At 38.0% G+C, this 24,577-nt stretch carries 24 protein-coding genes and 1 pseudogene; 10 read left to right on the top strand and 15 right to left on the bottom strand.

Annotated elements, in window-relative coordinates; translation table 11 throughout:
- Positions 1–23 precede the first annotated feature (23 nt).
- The gene (locus G8E00_RS05740; protein ID WP_166222575.1) at positions 24–827 is read left to right on the top strand and encodes a DUF4198 domain-containing protein; all 804 of its coding nucleotides are present in this window, start codon (positions 24–26) and stop codon (positions 825–827) included.
- Positions 828–965: 138 nt separating this feature from the next.
- On the opposite strand, the gene G8E00_RS05735 is transcribed toward G8E00_RS05740, so the two are convergent.
- Both G8E00_RS05735 and yaaA read right to left on the bottom strand, forming a co-directional pair.
- Positions 966–1,601: an HD domain-containing protein gene (locus tag G8E00_RS05735; RefSeq protein WP_320077576.1), complete on the bottom strand. Its 636-nt coding sequence runs from the start codon at positions 1,599–1,601 to the stop codon at positions 966–968.
- A gap of 37 nt (positions 1,602–1,638) precedes the next feature.
- Positions 1,639–2,418 carry a peroxide stress protein YaaA gene (yaaA, locus tag G8E00_RS05730; protein ID WP_166222573.1) on the bottom strand — a complete coding sequence of 260 codons (780 nt, stop codon included), beginning with the start codon at positions 2,416–2,418 and terminating at the stop codon, positions 1,639–1,641.
- A 123-nt stretch (positions 2,419–2,541) separates the two neighbouring features.
- On the opposite strand from yaaA, the gene G8E00_RS05725 reads away from it, so the two are divergent.
- A complete protein-coding gene (locus G8E00_RS05725; RefSeq protein WP_166011600.1) occupies positions 2,542–3,174 on the top strand; it encodes an alpha/beta hydrolase in 633 nt (210 codons plus the stop codon).
- A 135-nt stretch (positions 3,175–3,309) separates the two neighbouring features.
- A complete protein-coding gene (locus tag G8E00_RS05720; protein WP_166222571.1) occupies positions 3,310–3,612 on the top strand; it encodes a hypothetical protein in 303 nt (100 codons plus the stop codon).
- A gap of 475 nt (positions 3,613–4,087) precedes the next feature.
- Here the strand turns inward: G8E00_RS05720 and G8E00_RS05715 are convergent, their stop codons facing one another.
- Positions 4,088–4,567, bottom strand: a complete 480-nt coding sequence (locus G8E00_RS05715; RefSeq protein ID WP_171522894.1) for an Lrp/AsnC family transcriptional regulator — start codon at positions 4,565–4,567, stop codon at positions 4,088–4,090.
- Positions 4,568–4,696: 129 nt separating this feature from the next.
- Between G8E00_RS05715 and G8E00_RS05710 the strand changes: the two genes are divergently transcribed.
- Complete coding sequence (locus G8E00_RS05710) at positions 4,697–5,317, top strand: LysE family translocator (protein ID WP_166222569.1); 621 nt, start codon at positions 4,697–4,699, stop codon at positions 5,315–5,317.
- A gap of 435 nt (positions 5,318–5,752) precedes the next feature.
- Here the strand turns inward: G8E00_RS05710 and G8E00_RS05705 are convergent, their stop codons facing one another.
- The 5 genes from G8E00_RS05705 to G8E00_RS05685 form a co-directional block, all read right to left on the bottom strand.
- Positions 5,753–6,130, bottom strand: coding sequence for a hypothetical protein (locus G8E00_RS05705; RefSeq protein WP_166011609.1), 378 nt, complete (start codon positions 6,128–6,130; stop codon positions 5,753–5,755).
- 130 nt (positions 6,131–6,260) lie between these two features.
- Complete coding sequence (locus G8E00_RS05700; protein WP_166222567.1) at positions 6,261–8,510, bottom strand: bifunctional prephenate dehydrogenase/3-phosphoshikimate 1-carboxyvinyltransferase; 2,250 nt, start codon at positions 8,508–8,510, stop codon at positions 6,261–6,263.
- Positions 8,511–8,537: 27 nt separating this feature from the next.
- The gene (pheA, locus tag G8E00_RS05695; protein WP_166222565.1) at positions 8,538–9,647 is read right to left on the bottom strand and encodes a prephenate dehydratase; all 1,110 of its coding nucleotides are present in this window, start codon (positions 9,645–9,647) and stop codon (positions 8,538–8,540) included.
- Positions 9,648–10,099: 452 nt separating this feature from the next.
- The gene (locus G8E00_RS05690; RefSeq protein ID WP_166222563.1) at positions 10,100–10,357 is read right to left on the bottom strand and encodes a hypothetical protein; all 258 of its coding nucleotides are present in this window, start codon (positions 10,355–10,357) and stop codon (positions 10,100–10,102) included.
- Positions 10,358–10,587: 230 nt separating this feature from the next.
- The gene (locus G8E00_RS05685; RefSeq protein WP_166222561.1) at positions 10,588–11,730 is read right to left on the bottom strand and encodes an acyl-CoA dehydrogenase family protein; all 1,143 of its coding nucleotides are present in this window, start codon (positions 11,728–11,730) and stop codon (positions 10,588–10,590) included.
- 197 nt (positions 11,731–11,927) lie between these two features.
- Between G8E00_RS05685 and G8E00_RS05680 the strand changes: the two genes are divergently transcribed.
- Positions 11,928–12,464 carry an RNA 2'-phosphotransferase gene (locus G8E00_RS05680; protein ID WP_166222559.1) on the top strand — a complete coding sequence of 179 codons (537 nt, stop codon included), beginning with the start codon at positions 11,928–11,930 and terminating at the stop codon, positions 12,462–12,464.
- Between the two features lie 22 nt (positions 12,465–12,486).
- On the opposite strand, the gene G8E00_RS16475 is transcribed toward G8E00_RS05680, so the two are convergent.
- Positions 12,487–12,609, bottom strand: coding sequence for a hypothetical protein (locus tag G8E00_RS16475; RefSeq protein WP_264821384.1), 123 nt, complete (start codon positions 12,607–12,609; stop codon positions 12,487–12,489).
- A gap of 238 nt (positions 12,610–12,847) precedes the next feature.
- Between G8E00_RS16475 and G8E00_RS16340 the strand changes: the two are divergent.
- Positions 12,848–13,338, top strand: a pseudogene (locus tag G8E00_RS16340) (transposase); the annotation flags it as partial.
- Between the two features lie 16 nt (positions 13,339–13,354).
- On the opposite strand, the gene G8E00_RS05665 reads toward G8E00_RS16340, so the two are convergent.
- A protein-coding gene (locus G8E00_RS05665) for an IS3 family transposase (protein WP_406741453.1) occupies positions 13,355–14,510 on the bottom strand; the annotation gives its coding sequence in 2 pieces (ribosomal slippage) (positions 13,355–14,266 and positions 14,268–14,510; 1,155 coding nt in all).
- Between the two features lie 203 nt (positions 14,511–14,713).
- Positions 14,714–15,040: a hypothetical protein gene (locus G8E00_RS05660; RefSeq protein ID WP_166222555.1), complete on the bottom strand. Its 327-nt coding sequence runs from the start codon at positions 15,038–15,040 to the stop codon at positions 14,714–14,716.
- A 349-nt stretch (positions 15,041–15,389) separates the two neighbouring features.
- Between G8E00_RS05660 and G8E00_RS05655 the strand changes: the two genes are divergently transcribed.
- The gene (locus G8E00_RS05655; protein WP_166222553.1) at positions 15,390–16,388 is read left to right on the top strand and encodes a glycosyl transferase family protein; all 999 of its coding nucleotides are present in this window, start codon (positions 15,390–15,392) and stop codon (positions 16,386–16,388) included.
- A gap of 301 nt (positions 16,389–16,689) precedes the next feature.
- Here G8E00_RS05655 and G8E00_RS05650 read toward each other — a convergent pair whose 3' ends face one another.
- On the bottom strand, positions 16,690–16,956 hold the full coding sequence (locus G8E00_RS05650; RefSeq protein WP_166011625.1) for a YeaC family protein: 267 nt from the start codon (positions 16,954–16,956) through the stop codon (positions 16,690–16,692).
- Between the two features lie 2 nt (positions 16,957–16,958).
- Entirely contained in the window at positions 16,959–17,864 is a 906-nt protein-coding gene (locus G8E00_RS05645) for an NAD(+) kinase (RefSeq protein WP_406741398.1), read from the bottom strand.
- A gap of 530 nt (positions 17,865–18,394) precedes the next feature.
- Here G8E00_RS05645 and mrcB point away from each other — a divergent pair.
- Positions 18,395–20,797, top strand: coding sequence for a penicillin-binding protein 1B (gene mrcB, locus G8E00_RS05640; protein ID WP_166222550.1), 2,403 nt, complete (start codon positions 18,395–18,397; stop codon positions 20,795–20,797).
- Between the two features lie 161 nt (positions 20,798–20,958).
- Entirely contained in the window at positions 20,959–21,516 is a 558-nt protein-coding gene (locus G8E00_RS05635) for a tetratricopeptide repeat protein (protein ID WP_166222548.1), read from the top strand.
- A 211-nt stretch (positions 21,517–21,727) separates the two neighbouring features.
- On the opposite strand, the gene G8E00_RS05630 is transcribed toward G8E00_RS05635, so the two are convergent.
- Positions 21,728–22,684 (bottom strand): (deoxy)nucleoside triphosphate pyrophosphohydrolase, encoded by a 957-nt coding sequence (locus G8E00_RS05630; protein ID WP_166222546.1) that lies wholly within the window; start codon positions 22,682–22,684, stop codon positions 21,728–21,730.
- 137 nt (positions 22,685–22,821) lie between these two features.
- Here G8E00_RS05630 and hemP point away from each other — a divergent pair, with 137 nt between their 5' ends.
- The gene (gene hemP / locus G8E00_RS05625) at positions 22,822–22,992 is read left to right on the top strand and encodes a hemin uptake protein HemP (RefSeq protein ID WP_166011633.1); all 171 of its coding nucleotides are present in this window, start codon (positions 22,822–22,824) and stop codon (positions 22,990–22,992) included.
- A 232-nt stretch (positions 22,993–23,224) separates the two neighbouring features.
- Here hemP and G8E00_RS05620 read toward each other — a convergent pair whose 3' ends face one another.
- Positions 23,225–24,571: a sensor histidine kinase gene (locus G8E00_RS05620; protein ID WP_171522268.1), complete on the bottom strand. Its 1,347-nt coding sequence runs from the start codon at positions 24,569–24,571 to the stop codon at positions 23,225–23,227.
- Positions 24,572–24,577: the final 6 nt, after the last annotated feature.

The raw sequence follows: 24,577 nt of genomic DNA, 5'->3' as shown, positions 1-24,577 counted from the left end.
AACACATAAACTAGGCTAACTTTATGAAAAATGTTTTGATTACAGCAATTTTGTCATGCGCTGTGTCTGCAACTTGGGCACATCAACCTTACTTAGCACCTTTAAGTTTTAGTACCGCAAATGCTCAAATTCCTGTTATCGCAGGTTTTGCCGAAGATGCACTAGACAGCGAGCATGCATTAAAAGATGGAACTTTAAATGTACTGTCTCCAAGTAAACAAAATTCAACCATCCAATCAAAAACCACATTAAAATCGGCAACTGTCTTTGATCTCCTTTTGACTGAAGATGGTACTTACCATGTGTCATCAAAAGTGACATTTCCTATCCAATACACCCGCTATAACAATGAATGGAGAATTTTTGTCGACATTCCTGCGGAGCAAGCAGGAGCATTGAAAGACCGAGAATATGTTATTCCGTCAGATTTTAAAAATAAGCAAGTGCCTGCAACAGAAACGATTACACGTGAATGGCTCATCCAAAGCTATTTAAGCAAAAATAAAACCACGCCAATATCGACAAATTCCAGTACTCGATTGAATATACAATTTTCAGTTCATCCCAATGAAATTAAAGCCAATACCCCGTTTAAATTGACGGTAAAGAAAAATAATCAAAATCTAAAAAATGCAAAAATTAGCATCATGTCCCAAGGTCAAAGTGAAAAACAAGCGACTGAACTGAATACCAATGCACTGGGTACAGCAGAAGTGAAACTCCCTCAATCTGGTGCGTATATCATTGCAATTCATGAAAAAATTGATTCGAAACAGAAACCTACAAATGAGTTTTACAGCATCACGTCGATATCAGCTCATCCTTAGAGCTCAATCATCGAATAGGTTAATCATTTCTTCTTGTGGGAATTGGCCTGAGATAAAACCTGAATCAAATTATATGAATTTCATTGATATTCAGTGATGCGCTTAGGCCAATTTTTTAGATGATTGACAATTGAATGATCAACAATCAATTGCCGCTTGTAAATTCAGTTTGGCTTGTTCTTCAAAATATTGTTGGAAATAAGACGTCTGATACAGCGGTTGCATTTGTGCAAAATGCTGTAAAACTGCTTGTCGCTTCGTTTGATATAAAGTTGATTCGACCCAAGCGTATTCGAAACGAATCTGCTGTTCATATTGCTCAAATCTTTGTTTTTCACTTGCTAAAATCGCGAGATCAATATCTAGAAGATACTGTAAATCTGCATCATCTGTTGGTTGATGATGTTGTGTCGCAACTATCCACGCATAGACTTTGTTAAGCCTGACCTCATTTAAAATATTCGAACAAATATCTTTCATGAGTTCGGCACTGCGCAGTTCATTTTCAGATGACTTTGGGTCATAAACAACATCATGAAACCAAATTGCCATTTCAACAGCAATTGGGTCATGAAGATGTTCGCGAATATCGTGTAATAGGTTCAAACATTCCACAATATGCTGGCAAGTATGATAGGCACGTTGTGATTCATTATAGGCGGTACTTAATATTCGGTAGATGTTTTGGCTAATATCTTGTGGAAGATCTAAAACAGTGGCAAAGCACATCCAATGATCTTGAAATCGATTCGAATAATCTTGAATATCACTCATTGAATGCACCTGTAATCAAAATGATAGAAGACCTGCTTTAAGCCGCTTGTTCATCACGTTTGAACACCAATTCACCCTTGAGAGAACTGTCTGCATCAAAATAATAACCTTCGCTATTAAAGGCTTTTAAGTCTTCCACTTTTTCAATTTGGTTTTCGATGATATAACGTGCCATCAAACCACGGGCTTTTTTGGCATAGAAACTAATGACTTTGTATTTGTCATTTTTCTGATCCAAAAATACAGGTTTAATAATCTCAGCTTGAATTTTGCTTTCTTTGACTGACTTATAATATTCATCAGAAGCAATATTGACCAAAATTTCTGATTGAGTTTCTGCTAAATCAGAATTGATCAGATTGGTAATGTTATCGCCCCAAAATTCATACAGGTTATGCCCTTTTGGATTCTGAAGTTTTGTTCCCATCTCCAAACGATATGGCATCATTAAATCGAGTGGACGAAGTAAACCGTAAAGCCCAGACAACATGCGTAAATGCTGTTGTGCAAAACTCAAATCGTCTTCTTTAAGATGATAGGCATCTAAACCTGTATACACATCACCTTTAAACGCGAAAATGGCTTGTCGTGCATTGGCAAGGCTAAAATCTGCTTCCCAATCGTGAAAACGTTCAACATTCAGTTTGGCAATTTTTTCGCTTACTGTCATGAGTTGAGCAATATCAGTGGCAGATAATTTTTTTGCTACGTCTATAAGTTGCTGGGAATGATTCAATAAACGTGGAATTGTGTAAACATCTGACGGAATTTGGGATTCGTAATCTAAAGTCTTAGCTGGGGAAATTAAAGCGAGCATATAAACCTGATCAAAAAACAATTAATCAAACTATAACAGTAGAGTTATTTTATTACCAACGGTGTTTTTCTTGAATATTGTCGTTAAAATACCCAATTCCCCTGCAATCTAATCGGTAAAGTTATGTCTGAACAAGTGTTCATTCAAGGTCCAGTTGGCAAAATTGAGATGTTTGTTGACTATCCTCAGGGCGAAGTGAAAGGATTTGCTGTCGTTTGTCACCCTCATCCATTACAAGGTGGTACACCGCAACATAAAGTACCCGCACTTTTGGCTCAGATATTAACTGAACAAGGTTGTGTCGTTTATCGTCCAAGTTTTCGTGGCTCTGGTCACAGTGATGGCGTTCATGATGAAGGCTTTGGCGAAACTGAAGACAATTTAGCAGTCATCGGTCATGTCAGATCTTTACATCCTGACTTGCCTTTCTACGCAGGCGGATTTAGTTTTGGCGCGCATGTCATGGCAAAAAGTTATGATGCTTTGACTGAAGGTCAACGTCCGAAACAAATGATTTTATGTGGCTTACCAACAGCAACCGTTCAAGGTTTACGTCATTATGTTACACCTGAAATTAAAGGTGATATTTTATTTATTCACGGTGAGGCGGATGACATTACCTTATTGTCTGATTTAATTGTTTGGGCGAAACCACAACGTCATTTGTTGACTGTATTACCGGGCGCCAATCATTTCTTTACAGGTTATTTAAAACAACTTCGAATTGCGATTTCCCGGTTTTTGCTAATAGCTTAAAATAGTGATGATGAATTAAAAGCTGTGAACTCACAGCTTTTAATGTCTAAAATACAACCACGTCGCCAAACTTATAAAGCTCATTCAAAATAAAGTATTTTTTTTAATCATAACAATATAAAAGTAGAAAATTAAATGAAACTCATTGAAATTGAACCCTATGAATGGGAACTCTATCAAGATCATCTTGGCATATATTTAGAGCTTCAAGTAGATAACAGTGCAGTAAGTTGGTCTTTTGCAATCTGCTTAGATCAACAGGCTGAAAATGATTATCGAGATTATGGAAAATCTGCCATAAATAACTTAGCAAAGCGCATACAGAGTAGCCTTTTACGGCGCGACTATGATCGCTTTTACTCATATCCAAATGTTTCTAAATTACAAAAAGAACAAATGTTGAAAGCCTTTCAACATTGGAAAGATCAATATACTTAAATCCATTATTAGCGATATACTTCATTTATAATGAATAAAATTAGAAAGTTAAAATGAAAATTTGGCTAAAATTCTTACTTATCCCCTTTATGTACTTTGCAACGATTTTTATTATATTTAATCTACTCATGTTAAGTATCGCTATAGGATGTGGATTTAATCAAAAATATTTAGAATCGTGTATTCGATCATTATATGTCCTATTTTCTTTAGAATTCATTTCAGCAGTATTTCTGGGCTATCTGACAACTTTCTATGCCCCGACCAACAAAAAATTTTTACTCGCTAACACATATAATTTTCTATTCTCAATCTTTATCTTTTTTTATATTTATATAAATCAGCTTACAGTACCAATACTCATCTTAATATTTTTATTGTTTTTGTTTTGCACATTAATCGGTTCATTTCTTTTTCACTTAAAGTATAAAAATAAAAAATGAAACGACCTTAGAACATCATTCTATTTTTATTCTTATTGATTTACTTGAACTGGAAAAGATAGAAATGGTTTAATTTCTTTAAGCACAAACATACTTTGCATTTCTTTAATGCCTGGTAAGCGACGAATAATCGACATCGAAAATTCAGCATAAGTATCTAAATCTGGTGATACGACTTGAAGAAGAAAATCAGCATCACCACCTATGCTGTAACAAGCAACCACATTGTCCAATTGACTGACTTGTTCTTCAAATTTCTTTGCTTCAAGTTCACTGTGACTATCGATTGAGACACGAATAAAAACCATTACTCCAAGTCCAATTTTCTTACGATCTAATAACACCCCATAACCACGAATAATTTGATCATCTTCTAAACGTTTTACACGACGCCAACAAGGAGAAGCTGACATACCAATAGTATCGGCTAACTCTTGGTTTGTTTTTCGTGCATCTTTTTGGAGTAAATCTAAAATTTTAGCATCTGAACGGTCAATTTTAATCTTGGTCATTTTATTTCTATATTTACAATAATTAGGTCATTTCATCCCTAAAATAACACTTTATTAGAATTTTTAGGTGAAAATTTTCTCATTAAATATTCAAAAATACTGATCACCTTAACAACTTTTTTAACAAATATGTTCTCACAGATTGGCTTATATATATTTAGTTTAGGTTTAGCTGCACTTATCCCCGGTCCAGGTATGACAGGATTGCTTTTCAAAACACTCAGTCAAAATTCTAAACAAGCATTTTTGATGCTCATGGGGCTCATAACGGGTGACTTAATTTATTTGTTGTTTTCAATTTTTGGAATAAATTTAATACTAAAAATATATTCTTCTTTTTTTAATTTTGTCCTTATCTTATCAGCCTTATATCTCATCTATTTATCTTGTCAGTTTTGGCTATACGACTATTCAAATGCATTAGCTTCGACAACTAAATCTTCGAAAAATCATAAGTTTTCATCATATTATGAGGGTTTAAGACTCACCTTAAGCAATCCAAAAACCATCAGTTTCTACTTAGCCTTAGTTCCTGCTATTTTTTCAGTTCATCAAAAAATTCCAGCTCATTTATTTGTTCTTATTCTGATTTCAACAGTGTTTACGCTAATAATTGTTGGTGCTGCATACATCATTTTCGCAACCAAACTAAAGTCAAAATTGCATAATCCGCGCGTACTACACATTGTCTTCAAGCTTACCGCCATATTTATGTTTGGTCTTGCAATCAAACTTCTTAATCAACTTTAGAAAAATTGGAGTAAGTAAATTTTCCAGTGAGTATTAAATTTGATAGTGATCAAATTTATGTTTTTTGATTTATTTAACATTCAGGTTAATCAATCAAAATAATTTGAATTCTAAATAGATACAGTTACTCAAGCTTGTCACTATGATTAAATCAAACACCTCAAACCAATCAGCGTAATTATGCGAATTTACTTAGGCTAAAAAATATAAAATGCATGAAAATGAATTTTTTTAATTAATATGAAACAGTTAAAACTAGATAGATGAATAACAAGATCAAAATTTTGCATGCTCATCTATCCAATTCAACGAATTCATCAATAATCGTAAAACAAAATTCATATTAGAGAATTAATCATTGCCAAGATCAGAACTTTGATCATGACAATAAAATGTAAATACTCAAGCAAAAGCTCAATTTTGGATCAAATGGTTTTAATCCCCATTCTTCCATTCAAAATCACTGAATTCTTTATTGTCTTTTAAGGTATTTTCAACGGCGAGTGCCAATTGATTCAGTAAACTTTGTTCTGTAATACGATCTAACCAATCCTGATTTTCTTCAGGATGAGACGTTATTTCACAGACCATATGTCCATCTTCACTTAGACTTTGACAGGTAATGGACAGTGGTAAAGATTGATCATCCACACACACAGCGACTTGATCACCACTTTGTGGAAGCGTTTGAAAGCCGTATTGCCCTAAATTTTTAGATAGAAAATCCGCCACATAAGTCTGTGTCACATGGCATGAATTTGCGTCTGAATGGATATGTTTTTCACAATCAGCGTTAAATTTCAATTTTCTCATTACTTATCCTTAAGGCATTTTTGTTGTATGGATTTAGCATAAGCAATAAAAACAAAACAGCCAAGCATTTCGCTTGGCTGAATCGTTCAAAATGAAAAAGATTTGTATATAAATTTAAATCTTCTCGACATTAAGCCTCAGAGACTTGAATATTCAAGCCCGCTTGTTCTGACAACTGGGTAAATGTTGGGAAACTGGTTGCAACGGTTTCAGTCCCCACAATTTTAATTTCACCTGAAGTACGTAGACCTGCCATCGAGAAACTCATAGCAATACGGTGGTCATGGTGTGATTCAATTTCACCACCATTGAAAATTGCACCCCACTCGCCAGACTTACCCTTCCCTTCAATGATGATGCCATCATCAGTTGGTGTGCAGTCGATACCCATAATCTTTAAGCCATCTGCCATGACTTGAATACGGTCAGACTCTTTGACACGTAGCTCAGCAGCGCCAGTTAAAATTGTTTGACCTTCTGCACATGCAGCTGCAATAAACAATGCAGGGAATTCATCAATTGCCAGTGGCACTTGATCTTCAGGCATATGAATGCCTTTCAACGTACGTGAACCTTTGATACGAATATCTGCAATTGGTTCACCCCCAGCAATACGTTCATTTTCAACGCTCAGGTCTGCACCCATCTGTTTGAGGATTTCAATGACACCAGTACGGGTTGGGTTAATACCCACCGCTTCCAGTGTCACATCTGAACCTTCGGTAATGGCAGCACCGACCATAAAGAATGCCGCAGATGAAATATCTGAAGGTACTTGAATGTTTGTTCCAACCAATTTTCCACCACCTTGCAGTGAAATACGGTTGCCTTCAGTTTTGACTTCATAACCAAAGGCACGCAGCATACGTTCAGAGTGGTCACGTGTAGGCTCTGGCTCAGTCACCGAGGTTTCACCTTGCGCCCAAAGTCCTGCTAATAAAATCCCTGATTTCACCTGTGCAGATGCCATTGGTAAGTCGTAGTGAATACCTTGTAAGTTTTGATTGCCTGTAATCGACACTGGTGGCGTACCACGTTCACCTGTGGTTTGAATTTGCGCACCCATTTGACGTAAAGGCTTGGCAATACGTTCCATTGGTCGTTTTGACAATGACGCATCACCGGTCATGACTGAGTCAAATTTTTGCGCAGACAACATACCTGAAAGCAGGCGCATCGATGTGCCTGAGTTGCCCATATACAACTCACCTTTTGGCGCTTTTAAACCATGCATCCCGACACCATGAATGGTCACTTCACCATTCTTCGGTCCTTCAATGTTCACGCCCATATCACGAAATGCTTGCAGTGTCGCCAATGCATCTTCACCTTCAAGGAAACCTGTAACATGGGTTGTGCCTTCTGCAATCGCACCAAACATGATCGAGCGGTGTGAAACAGACTTATCCCCCGGAACGCTAAATTTCCCTTGAAACGACTTTGGCCCAGGCTGAATGGTAAATTGCTGTGTCACGTTATTTTTCTCCATCAAAGGTTTTTTAGCGAGCATATGATTAAAGTGTTGACGTGCCGCTTGCGCATGTCCCAATAAACCCATCAATGCATTTGAATCTTCGGTTTCTATTAAATGTCGGATCTGTGCGAGTTGCTGTTCAAAGCCATCGACTGCATTTAAAATGGCTTTTTTGTTGGCAAAAAAAATGTCATGCCACATTTGCGGGTCACTGGCTGCAATACGCGAGAAATCTCGAAAGCCACCTGCCGCATAACGGAAAATATCTAAATTATCTTCACGATTTGCCAGTTGTTCAACCAAATTAAATGCCATCAAATGCGGTAAATGACTGGTATGCGCCAACACTTCATCGTGCTTTTCGACATCCATGCAAATCACTTCTGCTTTGGCCGCTTGCCAGAGTCTTATCAGCTTCTCCACCGCCCAAGGTGCACTGGTGGGTAGTGGCGTTAAAATCACTTTATGGTTGGCAAATAAATCGACTTTACCTGCATGTACACCGGTATGCTCTGCCCCTGCAATTGGATGGCCGGGCACAAAACCAATAGGTAGTTCTGCCCCATATACCGCATGCGCTGCTTCAACCACATTGCCTTTGGTACTACCGACATCAGTAATGATGGCATTCGGCAAAATGTGATGTTGAATGGTTTCTAAAATCTTTTGTGTGGCACGTACAGGCAATGCCAATACAATCAGATCAGAATCTTTTACCGCATCAACAGGATTGCTATAGCCTTCGCTAATAATACCGAGTGCTTTAGCATCTTCCAGTGTTTTGACCGAACGTGTCGATGCCACAATTTGCTTTGCCAAATTTTCTGCAATGATGACACGTGCCAGACTTGAACCAATGAGTCCAAGTCCGATAAATGCCACTTTGTTAAATAAAGGTTGAGACATAGCTTAAATTTATAACCTGAATTTAACTTAGAGTACTGCCACTGGGTAAGAACCCAAGACACGGATTTCCTTCACCAATGGGCGAATTTCTTCAATCGCTGTTTTGACATTGTCTTGCTCGATATGACCTTCAAGATCAATAAAGAACACATAGGCCCATTTTTCAGGCAATGCTGGGCGAGTTTCAATACTGGTCAAACTAATATTGTGTTTCGCAAATGGCTCTAAGATTTCTAACAATGCACCTGCACGGTCATGTGCAGAGACCAAGAGTGAAGTTTTATCGTTACCACTTGGCGCAACTTTTTCACGACCAATCACCAAGAAACGCGTCGTATTTTCTGGGTTATCTTCAATATTGCTGTGTAAGATTTCAAGGTTATATAAACCTGCTGCCGTTTCAGAGGCAATTGCAGCTGAATGCCATTCATTACGAATACGACGTGCGGCTTCAGCATTTGAGCTCAAGGCTACACGTTCCACACCAGGATAGTGCGCATCTAACCAGCCACGGCACTGCGCCAAAGTTTGCTGATGGGCATAAATCTGTTTAATGCTGTCTTTACGTGTATTTTCTGAAATCAGGAATTGATGATGAATACGCAGTTCCACTTCACCAATGACATTGAGATGCGATGCTTTAAAACAGTCTAAAGTATGGTTTACCACACCTTCAGATGAGTTTTCAACAGGCACTAAACCATAATGCGCACTGCCCGCTTCAACTTCACGGAACACTTCATCGATGGTCGGTAATGGACGGATCACGGCATCTTGTCCAAAGTGTTTCAGTACAGCCGCATGGGTAAATGTACCAACAGGCCCTAAAAACGCAATACTTTGTGGCGCTTCAAGTGCCAAACATGCTGACATGATTTCACGGAACAAACGTGCCATGGTGGTGTCAGACAATGGACCTTCATTGCGTTCCATCACATTACGTAAAACTTGGGCTTCACGTTCAGGACGATAAAACATCGGATTCTCTTCAGAAGCGAATTTTGCTTTTGCCACTGCTTCTGCCAATCTCGCACGACGGCTAATGAGTTGCTGAATCTGTTGGTCTACAGAATCAATATCTTCACGGATTTTAGAAAGATCGAGAGAATTTGTCGTGTTTTGATCATCGTTGATCATTGTTATGTCGCCCTGCAAAACGGATATTTAAACATTATAACAATAGTTAGCTTTCAATTGTTACGCAATAGCCGTTTTCGGCATAGAGATTTAAAATTATACAGTTGAATTTTCACCCAACTTTCACGAATGAATAATATTCCTAAAACAAATGTAATGCTGAAGGATCCATCATATTTGTGATGTGACTAAATTTGCTGTGTACCTTACTATTTACAGGTAACGATCATCTTTCGGATCAACATCAGAAGCGGTTCAGCCACTCAACTCACTGAAGCTGGATAAACACTTAAAAAGAAGATAGGTTCCAGACTCAATAAATATCAGCAGTGGATGCGCAGGTTGAATCAGCAACTTTTGAAAGCTTCAAAAGTTCAGATCGGGTCTAAGCTTTCCAAACATTAAAACCTTGTTGCTGTAGATATTGATACAGATGTCATATCGGTCTAATGCTAATGCCATATTTTAGGACCAATGTTATAAGTCCGAAGCTCGGGGTTAAATAGTCCAATCAGAAACCAAATGGATGAGCAGCCCCACAGGACTAAGGCATATAAACGCAATTGTTCGGCATTCCAGCCCCATGTCATCCAACTGAAAAAAAACACCGATTTAATGCCTTCCAGTCGTTTTGCTCCACCCCAAGACAGCACCCATTTAAAGAATAACGATTGCATGAGAAATTGGAAAATCCAAGCAATGAGTGACATCAACTTACCCCATTCAAATCAGATGTGATGAACATCATAAATTTTTATTATTTATTGATTTAATTTAAATTTTAAACTGAATTTATTTAGATGAAAAGTCCTGAACTGATGTTTTATATATTTTATTTAGAATTAAAAAATGAAGCGCAAAGGCTTCATCTTTTTTAAATTATGGATAAGTTCAAAAGCGAAATAAATGATGATTTTTATGATCTATCGTACGGTCAATTTCAGCGTCCCAATAAACCACGTGCCACAATTTCTTTCATAATTTCATTGGTTCCACCGTAAATACGCTGAATACGTGCATCGACAAAGAAACGTGAAATTGGATATTCGGTCATATAGCCATAACCACCGAACAGTTGTAGCAAATTGTCGGCAATTTTCATTTGCATATCTGTACTAAAGGCTTTTAATGCAGCTGCAGTATCGACATCGAGCTTGCCTTCTTTATATAAGGCTAAGTTCTGGTTATAAAATGCGGCGGTTGCCAATTCATCAATCTTCGCTTGTGCCAAAACAAAACGAGTATTTTGGAAATTACCAATCGGCTGACCAAAGGCTTGACGTTCTTTCACGTATTGAATGGTGACATCAATAGAACCACGAATCGCACCTAATGCTGTGGCTGCAATCGCAGTTCTTTCACGTGGTAGTTCTTGCATCAAATATGCAAAACCTTGCCCTGCATTTCCTAAAAGCTGATTGGATGGGACTTTAACATTGTCGAAGAACAGCTCTGAGGTGTCTTGTGAATGTAAGCCGATTTTGTCCAGATTGGTGCCTTTTTTAAAGCCTTCAAGATGCGTGTCGACTAACATGAGTGACACGCCTTTGGCACGTGCTTGTGGATCGGTTTTGACTGCAAGAACGACTAAGTCTGCATGTTGCCCATTGGAAATAAAAGTTTTAGAACCATTCAACAGGTAATGGTCACCTTGTAAAATTGCACTGGTACGCATGGCTTGCAAGTCTGAACCAGCACCAGGCTCAGTCATACCAATCGCACCCACCACTTCACCTGAAACCATTTTAGGTAACCAGTATTGTTTTTGTTCTTCATTGGCGATGTGCAAAATATACGGTGCAGCAATTTCGGAATGGCATGAGATACCTGTCGATAATGCGGCAAAACCTGCTCGTGCGGATTCTTCAACCAACATGAGTGAATATTCTGTTGGTACGCCATAGCCACCGTATTCTTCAGGTACATCGACACAGAGATAGCCATTTTCACCGAGTAATGTCCAGATGGAACGTGGCATTTTGCCGTCTTTTTCCCATTGGTCATAGTATGGCGCAACGTGTTCATTCATAAAGCGTTTGAAGTTGTCGCGAAAGAGTTCTAAGTCTGCATCGTATGCCAACATTTTTTGTTCCTTTTGTATTTTGCTGTTTTTGTCCTACCCTTGCATGCTAATGTCTTTTTGTTTTTTTGTCATGGACTGATGAGGTGATTTTAATGTGCATTTGGGTCATGTTGGATTGTGTCAATGGAAGATTGATTGCAATTTACTTTCAAATTTAAAATTATATACTGCTTAAAATGAATACTAAGAATTTTATAATGAATGAAAAAGCCATAAGTCAGTATTTGAGTTTTATTCTAAGACATCAGCCAGAACAAATTAATTTAGAATTGGATGTTGAAGGTTGGGCAAATATCAATCAGCTTATTGAGAAATCTGAGCCCGTTGATGGCGTTAGGTTAAGTCTTGAAATTATCCAAAGCATCGTTCAAAACAGCGATAAAAAACGTTTTCAAATTTCTGAAGATGGTTTAAATATTCGTGCTGTTCAGGGGCATTCTAATCGACAAGTTCAACGTCAGTTTGACTTAAAAGTTCCACCTAAATTTTTATATCATGGTACAGCTGAACGGTTTCATGTTTCTATTATGGAGCTAGGTTTAATTTCCAAAGAGCGTCAGTATGTTCATTTATCGGCAGATATCAATACTGCCCATGCTGTAGGTGAACGTTACGGAAAAGTGAAAATTTTAACAATAGATGCCTTAGCTATGCACAATAAGGGCTTTCAGTTTTTCCAAGCAGAAAATGGAGTCTGGCTTGTTGAACATGTGCCTGTTAAATTTATAATTTAAACAATTAATCTGATAATTTAAATTACGATTCACCTGTCAGATTTGATTTTTTAGGAAATACAAGTTTTTGCACAATCACACCTGCCAATTGCACGTTATAACTGGAACCCCCTACTGCTCCACCATTAATATAAACAAGTGTCACAATTAGTTTCTCAACTCCAAATTCTTTTTAAATATTCATTAACTAAGGATTAAAAGTTAAAAAAATATAGCCCAACAGTAAAATAAACATGCCCATAAAACCTCAGATGAATATCTAAATCACAAGAATTTTCTTCTACAGCAGGCATTCCTACTACAGGAGTATTATAAAGTGATGTGTGCTGATAAAAACGGAGGCTTTAACTTGGTAAACTAGACATACTCATCAGGAGTTTACCATGAGCAAAAAACAAAAGATTTATACAGCAGAATTCAAAGCTGAAGCAATAAAAGCCATTGAAGAAAATAAAGGAAATGTCTCTGAAACAGCACGATAACTATGTATTTCCATGCAAACCTTGTCAAATTGGTACAAGAAAGCAAAGCTTGGGACATTAGCAGGAACACAACAATATTCGCCCGATCTCGTTGCTCTACTCGAAGAAAATAACAAACTCAAACAACAACTCAAAACTGCGGAAATGGAAAAAGAATTTCTAAAAAAAGCGGTAGCGTACTTTGCCAAAGAAAGTCAGTGAGGTACGCTTATATGAAAGAGCACAAAAACACATACCCAACCACGATGATGGCTAGATTGCTAAATGTCTCAGTAACAAGGTTTTATGATTGGCTTAAACCTTGTTTAAGCCAACGAAAGATTCTAAGCAATCAGCAGACAATATTGGTCAAAATCGCCCATCAAAAGACCAATGAAAGTTATGGTTATATGAATAGCCACCAAAATTCTAGACACACATAACCATCTTTTGATGGGTCTTTTCATAATCTAATGGAGAACGCTGACCATTGGAACCATGTCTACGTTTTGAATTATAAAACATCTCAATATATTCAAAGATATCAGACCTAGCTTCAGTTCTTGATGCATATATTTTCTTTTTAATACGCTCTCGCTTTAGCAACTGAAAGAAGCTCTCAGCAACAGCATTATCATGGCAATTTCCTCTACGACTCATACTACTTTCAAGATTATGATGCTTGAGAAATGTCTGCCATTCATGACTGGTGTATTGGCTGCCTTGGTCAGAATGTATCAGCACTTTGTTCTTTGGATTCCTTCGCCACAAAGTCATCAATAACGCATCTAAAACCAGATCTGTCGTAATTCTAGATTTCATTGACCAACCAATAACAAGACGAGAAAACAAGTCAATCACAACTGCGAGATATAGCCATCCTTCATGAGTCCGAATATAAGTAATGTCAGTCACCCATAGTTGATTAGGCTGAGTTGGATTAAACTGTCGATCTAGGGTGTTTGCCGAAACAATACTTGGCGTACCTGCATAAGATCTAGGCTTGCGGTAGCCACGCTGTGATTTAAGCTCATCCGCTTTCATCAACCTATGCACTCGGTTGATACCGCAATTTTCGCCAACATCTTTCAAATCACAGTGAATCTTGCGATAGCCGTAGACTCCGCCTGATTCCAGCCAGAACTGTTTAATCAATCCTGAAAGCTGTTGCCGTTTCCTCGCAGTTTTACTGGTGGGTTGCTTTAGCCATGCATAGTAACCACTGTGATGAACATCCAGAGCTGAACATAAACGACGGACAGGCCATATGTTCTGATTGTCCTGAATAAAGGCGTACCTCATTTGGACTGGCTTGCGAAGCGGCGTGAAAGCAGTGCTTTCACTTTAGAATATCCCTTTCTTCAGTGACCCTTTGCAGCTCTTTTTTTAATTTTGCTAATTCTGTACTTGGATCACTAGATTCTATTATTTTTGGTTGCTGTGGATCATAACGTTTAATCCAGGCATACAGACTATGAGTGGTGGTTCCTAAGCGTGTAGCAACTTCAGCCACACTATGACCTTTCTCAATGACTTGTTTTACTGCTTCAATTTTGAATTCTTCAGGGTATCGTTTACTGCTCATAGGCACCTCGTTAATTAGCCATTTTATCTAACTAAAAGGTGTCTACAAAATCGGTGGCTATTCAGTCGTTATGCCAAAGGCTTTATTTTCAAATTCAGTTCGATTTGTTGAAGTATTTCCATCTTCTCCATACCACTACCATATTTTTTGCGTAAAAAAACCAATAAGTATCAGTAAACAATTCCTTACTTAGAATGACTTTTTTAATCCGTATAGCTATACCCTTTGTTTTTCATACAATTGCTAAATTTTTTGACAGCTAACAAATCACTATTACCACCTGAATTAGCTTTTCTTAAGGGCCCAAAAATATTTCCATTTTTATCTGGAGTTCCTCCGCACTGTTTAATATCATTTTCCTTTTGTTTTAAACTAATACCTGTTTTTGTGTATCTATCAAAATCGCTTATTGTTTTATCCATACAATATACAGATTGAGGAAGTATGAGGCAGTTATCTTTATAGTAACAACCACCTAATAATGCAAAAGCATTCGTTAAAAAAACAACTTTTAAGTATTTTAATTTCATTTATTTTCCTGCAATTTTAAAAATTAGTTGCATTACATCAGATGATAAAAATCAGATAATGCCATCGGTGCAGACACTGGTATTGGAATACAGCTTACTAGAAGCAATGTAGATAATAGACAAATATATTAACTGGCTTCATTTTCCTAATCCTATGATTAGTTGTAAAACATCTGGTGAAATTAAATCGGCTAAAGCAAAGGGTGCTGATACAACTATAGATATGTAATTAACCCCATTTTTCTTACTACAGATAAGTATAAATCAAATAAAGAATAATCAATTCTCCCCCAACCCTCCAAGCAAAAAATAGTACACTAAAGCCAAGTAACGTCATTCGTACACGACCATGAACACCAAACGCAATCTTTATAAAGACTTTGAACACCCTTTTGCCCAATTTGTCCGAATCATTGGTAAAGGCAAAAACGGCGCTCGCTCCCTGACCTATGATGAAGCCTATCAAGCCTTTAGCATGATATTAAAAGACGAAGTTTTGGACGTGCAATTAGGTGCTTTTCTCATGCTGCTTCGTGTCAAGGAAGAATCGGTCGATGAATTGACAGGCTTTGTACAAGCCACTAAAGATCAACTTAACTTTAAAGCGTTAGATGTGGATCTCGACTGGTCATCATATGCAGGCAAACGAAAGCATTATCCATGGTTTTTATTGGCTGCATTAACCCTAGCTAAAAATGGCTACAACATTGTCATGCATGGTGCATCTGGACATACCCTTAACCGAGTATATACCGAACAGGTTTTAGAATACTTAGGCTATCCAATCTGCCAAAACGACACGGAAGTAGCACAACAACTGGCTGAGCGTCATTTTGCCTATATTCCGTTAGAAGTTATTTCCCCTATTTTAAGTGATCTCATTGCACTACGTAATGTCATGGGTTTACGCTCTCCTATTCATACACTTGCGCGTCTAATTAATCCATTCAACGCCAAAGCCACATTACAAGCCATTTTCCATCCCGCTTATCGTAGTTCGCATCAACAAGCGGCATTCCAATTAGGCTATAAAAATAGTGCGGTCATCAAAGGCGAAGGCGGTGAATTTGAACGTAACCCAGATGCCAAAACCCTCATTTGCGGCATTAAAAATGGTGAATTGTATGAGCATGAATTGCCTAAAATCACACCCGACCGTAGCCCAATTGAAGAAGAACTCGATTTAGAAATCTTTAAAGCCGTTTGGGAAGGCAAACAACAACACGAATACGGTGAATTGGCTGTGACCGAAACCATGGGCATTGCACTTTACACGATGGGTGTGTGTGACAACTATGATGATGCTATGCATAAAGCCCGTGAACTTTGGCAAAACCGTCTAAAATAATTCGTCCTGTTGCATCATTGGTTTTTAACCGTTGGAAATTTATGATGTAAGTTCCCTCTCCTTTTAGGAGAAGGTTAGGGAGATGTTGTTTTATAAAGTATTTATTTGGCGCAAGATAAGGACTTTTATTGATCATTTAGATTGTGCGTCAATGATCGTATTTAGATTATTGACACACAATCCTGCTAAATATTTAGACATGCGTGAATCATCTCTTTTAATTTTCAAGAAAATTAATTCTTTCAGCAAAATAAAAAAGACACCGAAGTGTCTTCTTTTATTGCTTAGATTTCAAATTGAATTAGACAAAACGAATCGGTTGAAATTCAGGTTCTGGCACATGCGAATCACATTCGTCATCTTCAGTTTTATGCCCTTTGTCGATATAGCCTGAACGTTCAGTTTCAGGTAAATTTTTTGCTTCCCATGCAATGACAGCTTGCATAGAAATTTGACGTTGTTCTTGTGTCAAAACAACACCATTTGGCCATTTACCAATTTCAACGGCTGTTTTTAAACGTGCAACAATATCTGCATCTAAAACGGCCAGCATTTGTTCAATATTCATGGTCAATCCTGCTGTTGAAATGAATCAAAATCTTGGTTCCAACCCAGTTTGGTTCGACATGCCATATAGAAGTCATAACCAGGTGGGTGGAGTAAGGTGAGTTTAAAAGGATGCTTACGGATATGTAAACAATCTCCAATATTCAATGAAACACTGTTTTGCCCGTCAGCACTGACCATTGGCAATACACGATTTTCACGAATTAAAATCTTAATTTCACTTTGTCCACCCACCACAATTGGTCGAGATGACAAAGTATGCGGATGCATCGGCACTAACGCAATGGCATCCATACTTGGATGTAAAATTGGACCACCACCCGACAGCGAATATGCAGTTGAACCCGTTGGGGTCGATACAATGAGTCCATCACTATGTTGACGGTAAACATATTGCCCATCGATGTTTAATTCGAAGTCAATCATATGCACCGACTTACCCGAATGTAAAACAATATCGTTTAAGGCGATTGCATCATAGATCGATTCGTTTTTGGTGCGAATTTCCATTTCCAATAAGAAACGGCGCTCCAATAGAAACTCGCCTTGCAATACTTGATCTAACTTAAACAACACTTCAGATGGCTTGATGTCAGTTAAGAATCCGAGTCGGCCACGATTGACCCCTAAGACTGGGGTGTTAAATTTGACCAGTGCCCGTGCAGCATGTAATAACGAGCCATCACCACCCACCACAATCACCAAGTCAACCACTTCACCCAATAAGGCACGGCTGACAGTTTGCGTATTATGATTGGGTACAAGTTTGGCTGTTTCAGAATCAAATACAGGGTGCAAACCAATACTTAATAGATGATCACGAATTAAAATCAGTGTTTCAACGACAGAAGCATTGTCTGGTCGTCCAATGAGTCCAATATTACGAAAGGTCTTGGCTGATAGTTGCACGTATGCAGAGGCTCCAGTGTTATTCCGAGATATAATAACATTAACAGTCAAATAAATGACAATTTGTCAGTCTAATCTAACGTTTTCAACATTCAATCATTACTGTTAATGACTTATTATTACGGAAATAGATGTATTCTTTACTACACTAAAATTCCAGTAATTTAGTCACTGAGTCAAGTCTTCACTGTGAAATTACATCAAAAATTCACAATTGATGATTCAATGCTCAAAAAACTCATCACCATTAAAAATAATTTCAAAATTTTCAAGCTTAAAAACATTGGATTTTTCCAATATTCATTCTCTTAGATTTTACGGTTGATGAGTAGCAAAACTAGACTTGGCAAAGCTTGTAATCGGTTCATATCAAAAACAATGCAGCATTTTTCCAATTCGCCGAGCTATTTTTTTTGTGACTTAAATATGAACCAGTGGGCATATTTCCAGAATTTCACATTTTCATTATTGCAAAATAAGAAAAAGCTTCGCATGATTAGTGAAAATAATCATGGTTTTATTAGTCGTTTATGAAGTCAGAACGTGGTATTGGCTTAATCGCATTGATTTTTTCAGTGTTGATCATTGCAGGATTTGTTGGATTTAGTATCTATCTTATTCGTTTAGATAATGTCATACGTGACAAATTTGAAGGAAATCGTTGGGATATTCCTGCGAAAGTATTTGCACGCCCATTAGAAATCTATAGCAATGCACCCATTGCACAAGCAGATTTCGAGCAAGAACTTAAATTGTTGGGCTACAAAAAATCAGACAACTATGACAAGTCTGGTAGCTATTTGGTTCAAAACAATATCTTGTACGTGCATACCCGCGGTTTTGACTATAGTGAACGTATAGACCCAGAACAAATTTTGCAGGTCAAATTTGGAAATGATCAGATCACTGAGATTAAAGCCACTAAACCTTCTGAAACGGGTATCGTGCGTTTAGAGCCCATGCTCATTGGCGGTATTTATCCGCAGCACAATGAAGACCGTGTTCTGATTAAACTCAATAAAGTGCCTAAACCACTCATTGAAGCCTTGATCGCTACCGAAGATCGCAATTTCTATCATCATCATGGTATTTCAGTGCGTGGTACAGCACGTGCCCTGGTCAGTAATGTGACAGGTGGAAAACGACAAGGGGGTTCAACGCTGACTCAACAGTTGGTTAAAAATTTCTTTTTAACCCCTGAGCGTACATTAAAACGTAAAGTCAACGAAGCACTCATGGCATTGTTATTAGAGTTTCACTATGACAAAGATGAGATTTTAGAAGCCTATTTAAATGAAGTGAACTTAGGTCAAAATGGTAACTATTCAGTGAATGGTTATGGTTTGGCATCACAATTCTATTTTGGTATGCCTCTAAGTGAACTCAGTATTGCTCAGCAAGCTTATTTGGTCGGCTTGGTTCAAGGTCCTACCCTCTATAACCCTTGGAAAAATCCTGAAGGCGCAATCAAACGTCGAAATATCGTTTTGCAAAATATGGTGGTCATGGGCTATTTGACTCAAGAGCAGTATGAAACTGAATCTGCTAAACCACTGAATATCATTAGTAAGCCAACCATTGGTCCAGCACGTTTCCCAGACTTTATGGATATTGTGCGTCGTCAGTTAAAAAATGAATATCAAGAAAGTGATTTAACCAATCAAGGCTTAAGAATTTTTACAAGCCTAGATCCTATTGCGCAAACTAAAGTCCAAAATACCTTTGTGGCTTCTGTCGATCGATTAGCCAAAGCCAATCCAAAACGTTTAAAAGACTTACAAGGTGCAGTGTTGGTCTCTAACCCTGAAAATGGGGAATTGATCGCTGCTGTCGGCTCGACCAAAGACTTTACAGGCTTTAACCGGACCATCGATGCAAAACGTCAAGTCGGGTCTTTGCTCAAACCCGTGATTTATCTCAATGCATTAGAATCTGGTCGTTATAACTGGGCAAGTTTAATTGAAGATCAGCCAATCTCCATCCCTGTAAATGGCGGTAAATCTTGGACACCGAAAAACTATAGTGGCAGTGGTTATGGCAATGTGCCTATGGCACAAGCCCTTGCCAATTCTTATAACCTGTCAGCTGTACGTTTAGGTCAAGAATTCGGATTATCTTCATTTAGTAATCATTTAACCAAGTTCGGTGTGACTTCGAATATTCCAACCTACCCGTCTATTTTCTTGGGTGCGGTAGATATGTCACCCATGGAAGTACTGAGTATTTACGGCAACTTTGCAACAGGCGGATTTAAATATCCAAACAAAGCAATTCGTTCTGTGGTCGATTCAAAAGGTGAAGTTTTAGAGCGTTATACGCTCAATGTTCAACAAACCATTGATCCTGCAAGCGCTTATCTGTTGAACTACGGCCTACAACGAGTAATGTCATCAGGAACTGGTCGCTCAGCTTATAATAGTCTCTCAAATCAGCTCAATCTTGCTGGTAAATCAGGTACCACCAATGATACACGTGATTCATGGTTTGCAGGCTATTCTGGCAATCATGTTGCTGTGGTTTGGTTAGGACTGGACAATAACAAAGTTACTGGTTTAACGGGTTCTTCAGGGGCATTACCTGTATGGACCAATGTCATGAAACAGCTTCGCCAGAAACCTGTCAATTTAAGACAACCTGACGATGTACAATGGCACTGGATTGACACAGCAACCGGTGATTTATCAGGCCAAGGTTGTGAAGGTAGTCTTTACATCCCTATGCTAACGAATACGGTTCCTCGACGTGCAACTGAATGTGGTTTGCCTAATTATGAAGTGGAACAAGCCATTGAGCCAGATCCTGAATCAATGAATTCAGAACAACCCGATAACATGGAAAACTATATCCGTGAAAGTGAAAGTGACATGCAAAGAGAGCTTTCAAATCGACCAAATAACGGCCGTATCATTTCTAGTGGTCAATACGAACCTTAATTGAAAATGCTACTGAAATACCCCAATTCTTTAAGCGAGAATTGGGGTAATTTTTTATCTGCATCATTGATTCTGCTTTATTCATGCTGATTTTATCGCCATAATGAACGACAAATAATGATTCTTGATGATGTGTAGCTTTTTGAATAAGAGTAAATAATATGTATTTAAAACACAGCCTTTTCTTTTCAATTATGGTCACTTTAGTGGGTTGCCAGTCCTTGCCACAAAGTTCTCAACCAAGCACTCAACAAGGTTCAAAAAAAACAGAATCTGCTACGCGTAATCCAGATGGCGTACAAGTTACACCGTATGATCAACCTGAGATTAAACGTGAATCGATGAATGTCATCATTCCACCGCAACAGAAAAAAACAACACAAACATTTGATGATGGACGCAACCTCCCTGCCTTTAAAAAATTGATTCAACAAACCCAAAGCGCTTATAAATCTGGAAAATGGACTGAAGCTGAACAAGCGGCATTACAGGCACAGCGCATTGCTCCGCAATCTGCGGAAACTTATATGTACTTGGCTTTGGTGGCGAACAACACCAACCAAGCAAAAAAAGCAGACGCATTGGCGCGTCGTGGTCTCAGTTATGCACAAAGTAATGCGATGAAACGTCAACTTTGGCAAATTGTATTAAAAGCTGCGCAAAACAATAAAGATGCGACAAGCTTAAAAGAAGCTCAAGCTCAAATTAAAGCACTATGATCATGGACTATGGTGTCATGAAGCTGTTTGTTTCATGAGCTATTGTGTCATGTGCATTGTTGACCACGCTTAATCAATAAGACGGATTGTAAAGATTCAAACGGGTGCTCGATCACCCGTTTTTTACACATATCGAATTTTAGTACTCAGATTAATGCATAGAGAGAATGCAATTGAACTGTGAAATCCTTTAAATAAATCTTTTAAATCATTACAGGTAAACTGGAACATGACATTGCATTTGAGTCTGTTCTATATCTGCATCTGCATGTTTACCCTGCGTAAAATCTTGAGCTTGAGTGAATATTGTTTTAAGTTCATTGCTTTTTTGCATTGCATCATCTACACACACAATGGCATCGCAGCCTAAATGAAGAGCATGTTGTACATCTTTTGAAGTTCGACAATACGCCAGTACATTCGTAGCCATTGGTATGTTAAGCAGTTCAGCTCGATTGATAGCTGGCTGTGTAACGAAGTCTGCAACTCGGTTAGTCTTTTGGCGATCATATTGGATATTGTTAATCTTGGCTACCACGGCATTGAGCTGATCTGTTGCTACACATACAGCAGCATATTTTCGTTGTTCCAAAGCATGCAGTTGCTGAAATATCTCTAAATCAATCATCAATCGAGCTTTAATTGCATCGGAAAGCGCATTCAAGCTTTCTATAGTCGCAATATTTGGGTTGAGCCTGCCCCAATATATATGGGTATTTTCCTGATCAAGCAGATACTGATTGAGGTCAAAGTTTTGATCGTTTATGAAACACATCTGATCAGGCCAAACCAATCGTTGAATAATCACGTCATTGCCTTTAGGAAAATTCAAATTTTTAAGTTGATTGCGCAGATACCACGTCCATGGCCTATTGATTTGACTCAACTGACTTGACTCAACCCCTGCATGAAATAAATGCAAATGTACGTACAGATCATCATATTCGTGGTGAATTTCATCAAATACAAACCAACGTTCAATATCGATGCCAACTTCTTCAAAAGTTTCACGTCTACACGCTTGGACTGGGGTTTCATTGTCTTCCACTTTGCCACCAGGGAATTCGTATTTGTTGCCCTGATGCTGTTTGGCTTCTCGCCAACCGACCAAGACCTGACCTTGGTGAAATAAGAGTGCAATCGCAACATGTACTGTAGGTTTATTCATTCATCAAAAATCTTTTAAGTTTGCCCAAGTGTAAGCAAATATAGTTTTTTTATAAATGATAAAAATTATCGTTGACAGATCTATTCGATAATGATTATCATTTAAACCATTCACTACACACCACGGAGTCGAAAATAATGAACGCACCATTTAGCTTATTTACACGTAATACTGAAACTCACCAATCACTACCTATGCTACATTCAAACAATTTATTCGCTTTAGGTCGCGAAATTCGCATCATGCATGCTGGGGAAGAATACCGTTTACGCCTAACTCGCAATAATCGCCTGATTTTGACCAAATAACACGACTATCGACACCTGTACATAATAATAATCGTGGGAACAAGCAGTAAATCTCTAAGGTCTACTGCTTTTTTATTGCCCAATTTTATGACCGAATTAAATACTTTAGATGCACTCACACAAAGTCGCTGAAGAATGACGAGCATAAAAAACAAACCAGCTTGCAACGCATTCACTTGCTTGAAGATGTTTAAGATAAAGCTTAAAACATCTCGATTGATCACATCTATTTTTAACGTGAAAAATGAATGGTCACTTTCAATCCGCCCAACTCAGAATGTGTAAAAGCAATACCTGCTTGATGCAAATCAATAATTTTTTTACAGATTGAAAGTCCTAATCCAGAGCCTGTTGTTTTGGTGCCCAGTTGTCGATAAAAACGCTCACCTAAACGATTTAAAACTTCTTCAGGTAAAGTTTGTCCGCTATTTTCAATGATGACTTGTGTACTGCCATCCGCATTGTTGGCAAGCTGAATTTTAATTTGCCCATTATTTGGTGTATAGCGAATTGCGTTATCAATTAAATTACGTACACAAGTAAAAATCAGGTCTTTATTGGCATCGATAACCGAGTTTTCGAGCTGTAAATCAAAAGTGACCTGCTTTTCTAAAGCAAACGGGTGCAAAGATTTAATCACGGCTTGTATGGTATCGGTTAAATCAAACTGCTCATGAGGCAACTCTGTCGTTTGGGATGGATCCAAGCGTGCAAGTAGTAATAGATTTTCTAAGACTTGTGTACCACGTGCGACATCGGTTGAAATTTGATTCATATCTTGTGCCAATGTCGGTGCCGTGTCTGCATACTTACGCTTTAACAATTGGAGACGCATTTGAATCGCTGAAAGTGGCGAACGTAACTCATGCGATGCATCTGCGGTAAAACGTTGTTCTGCTTGCAAAGAATGATCAAGACGTAACAACATCTGATTGAGTTGCAAAACCATGGGTTGAAGTTCTTCAAGTGCAGGTGATTTTTGTTGAATCGGCGTTAAATCATGCGCATTTTTTGCTGAGATTTCATTGGACAATTCGTGAATAGATATAAATTGTTTGCGCACTGAATATTTTAAAATAAACCACTGGATCAACCACAAAATCAATAGAATCAGCGCGTAGCCCAATAGGCTTTGCAAGGCATCCTTAAAGCGTTCAGTCATTGGCTGATACATACTGACATGCTGCTGATCTTGATCAAATGAATAAGTACGCATCAACGTGCCATTTAACCATGCATAACCATAGCCTTTAGACGAAACATAGGACGGTGTAATACGCTCATAAGCAGGGTTAAATTCAGGAGAATGCGTCAACAAATGGCTTGGTGTAGAGAGTTGATATTCAATATCAAATTCATCACTTAACTCATCCAATTGATTGCCTGAACTGGCACTCAAATCAGACACCAACAACATATCTGAAATTTCATCCATAATTTCATCATGCACATCCATGGTCTGATAAACCGTTAAAGCCATCAGTAATACAAATGCAATCAGCCCTGCAACAATTGAACTGATTACAGAAGTTTTAACCAGTTTTTTTTGCAATGATACGGTGGGTTGGATGTCTGTCATGAAATT

Source organism: Acinetobacter shaoyimingii, from assembly GCF_011578045.1.
Classification (GTDB): domain Bacteria; phylum Pseudomonadota; class Gammaproteobacteria; order Pseudomonadales; family Moraxellaceae; genus Acinetobacter; species Acinetobacter shaoyimingii.
This window is presented reverse-complemented; position numbering and strand designations above follow the sequence as displayed.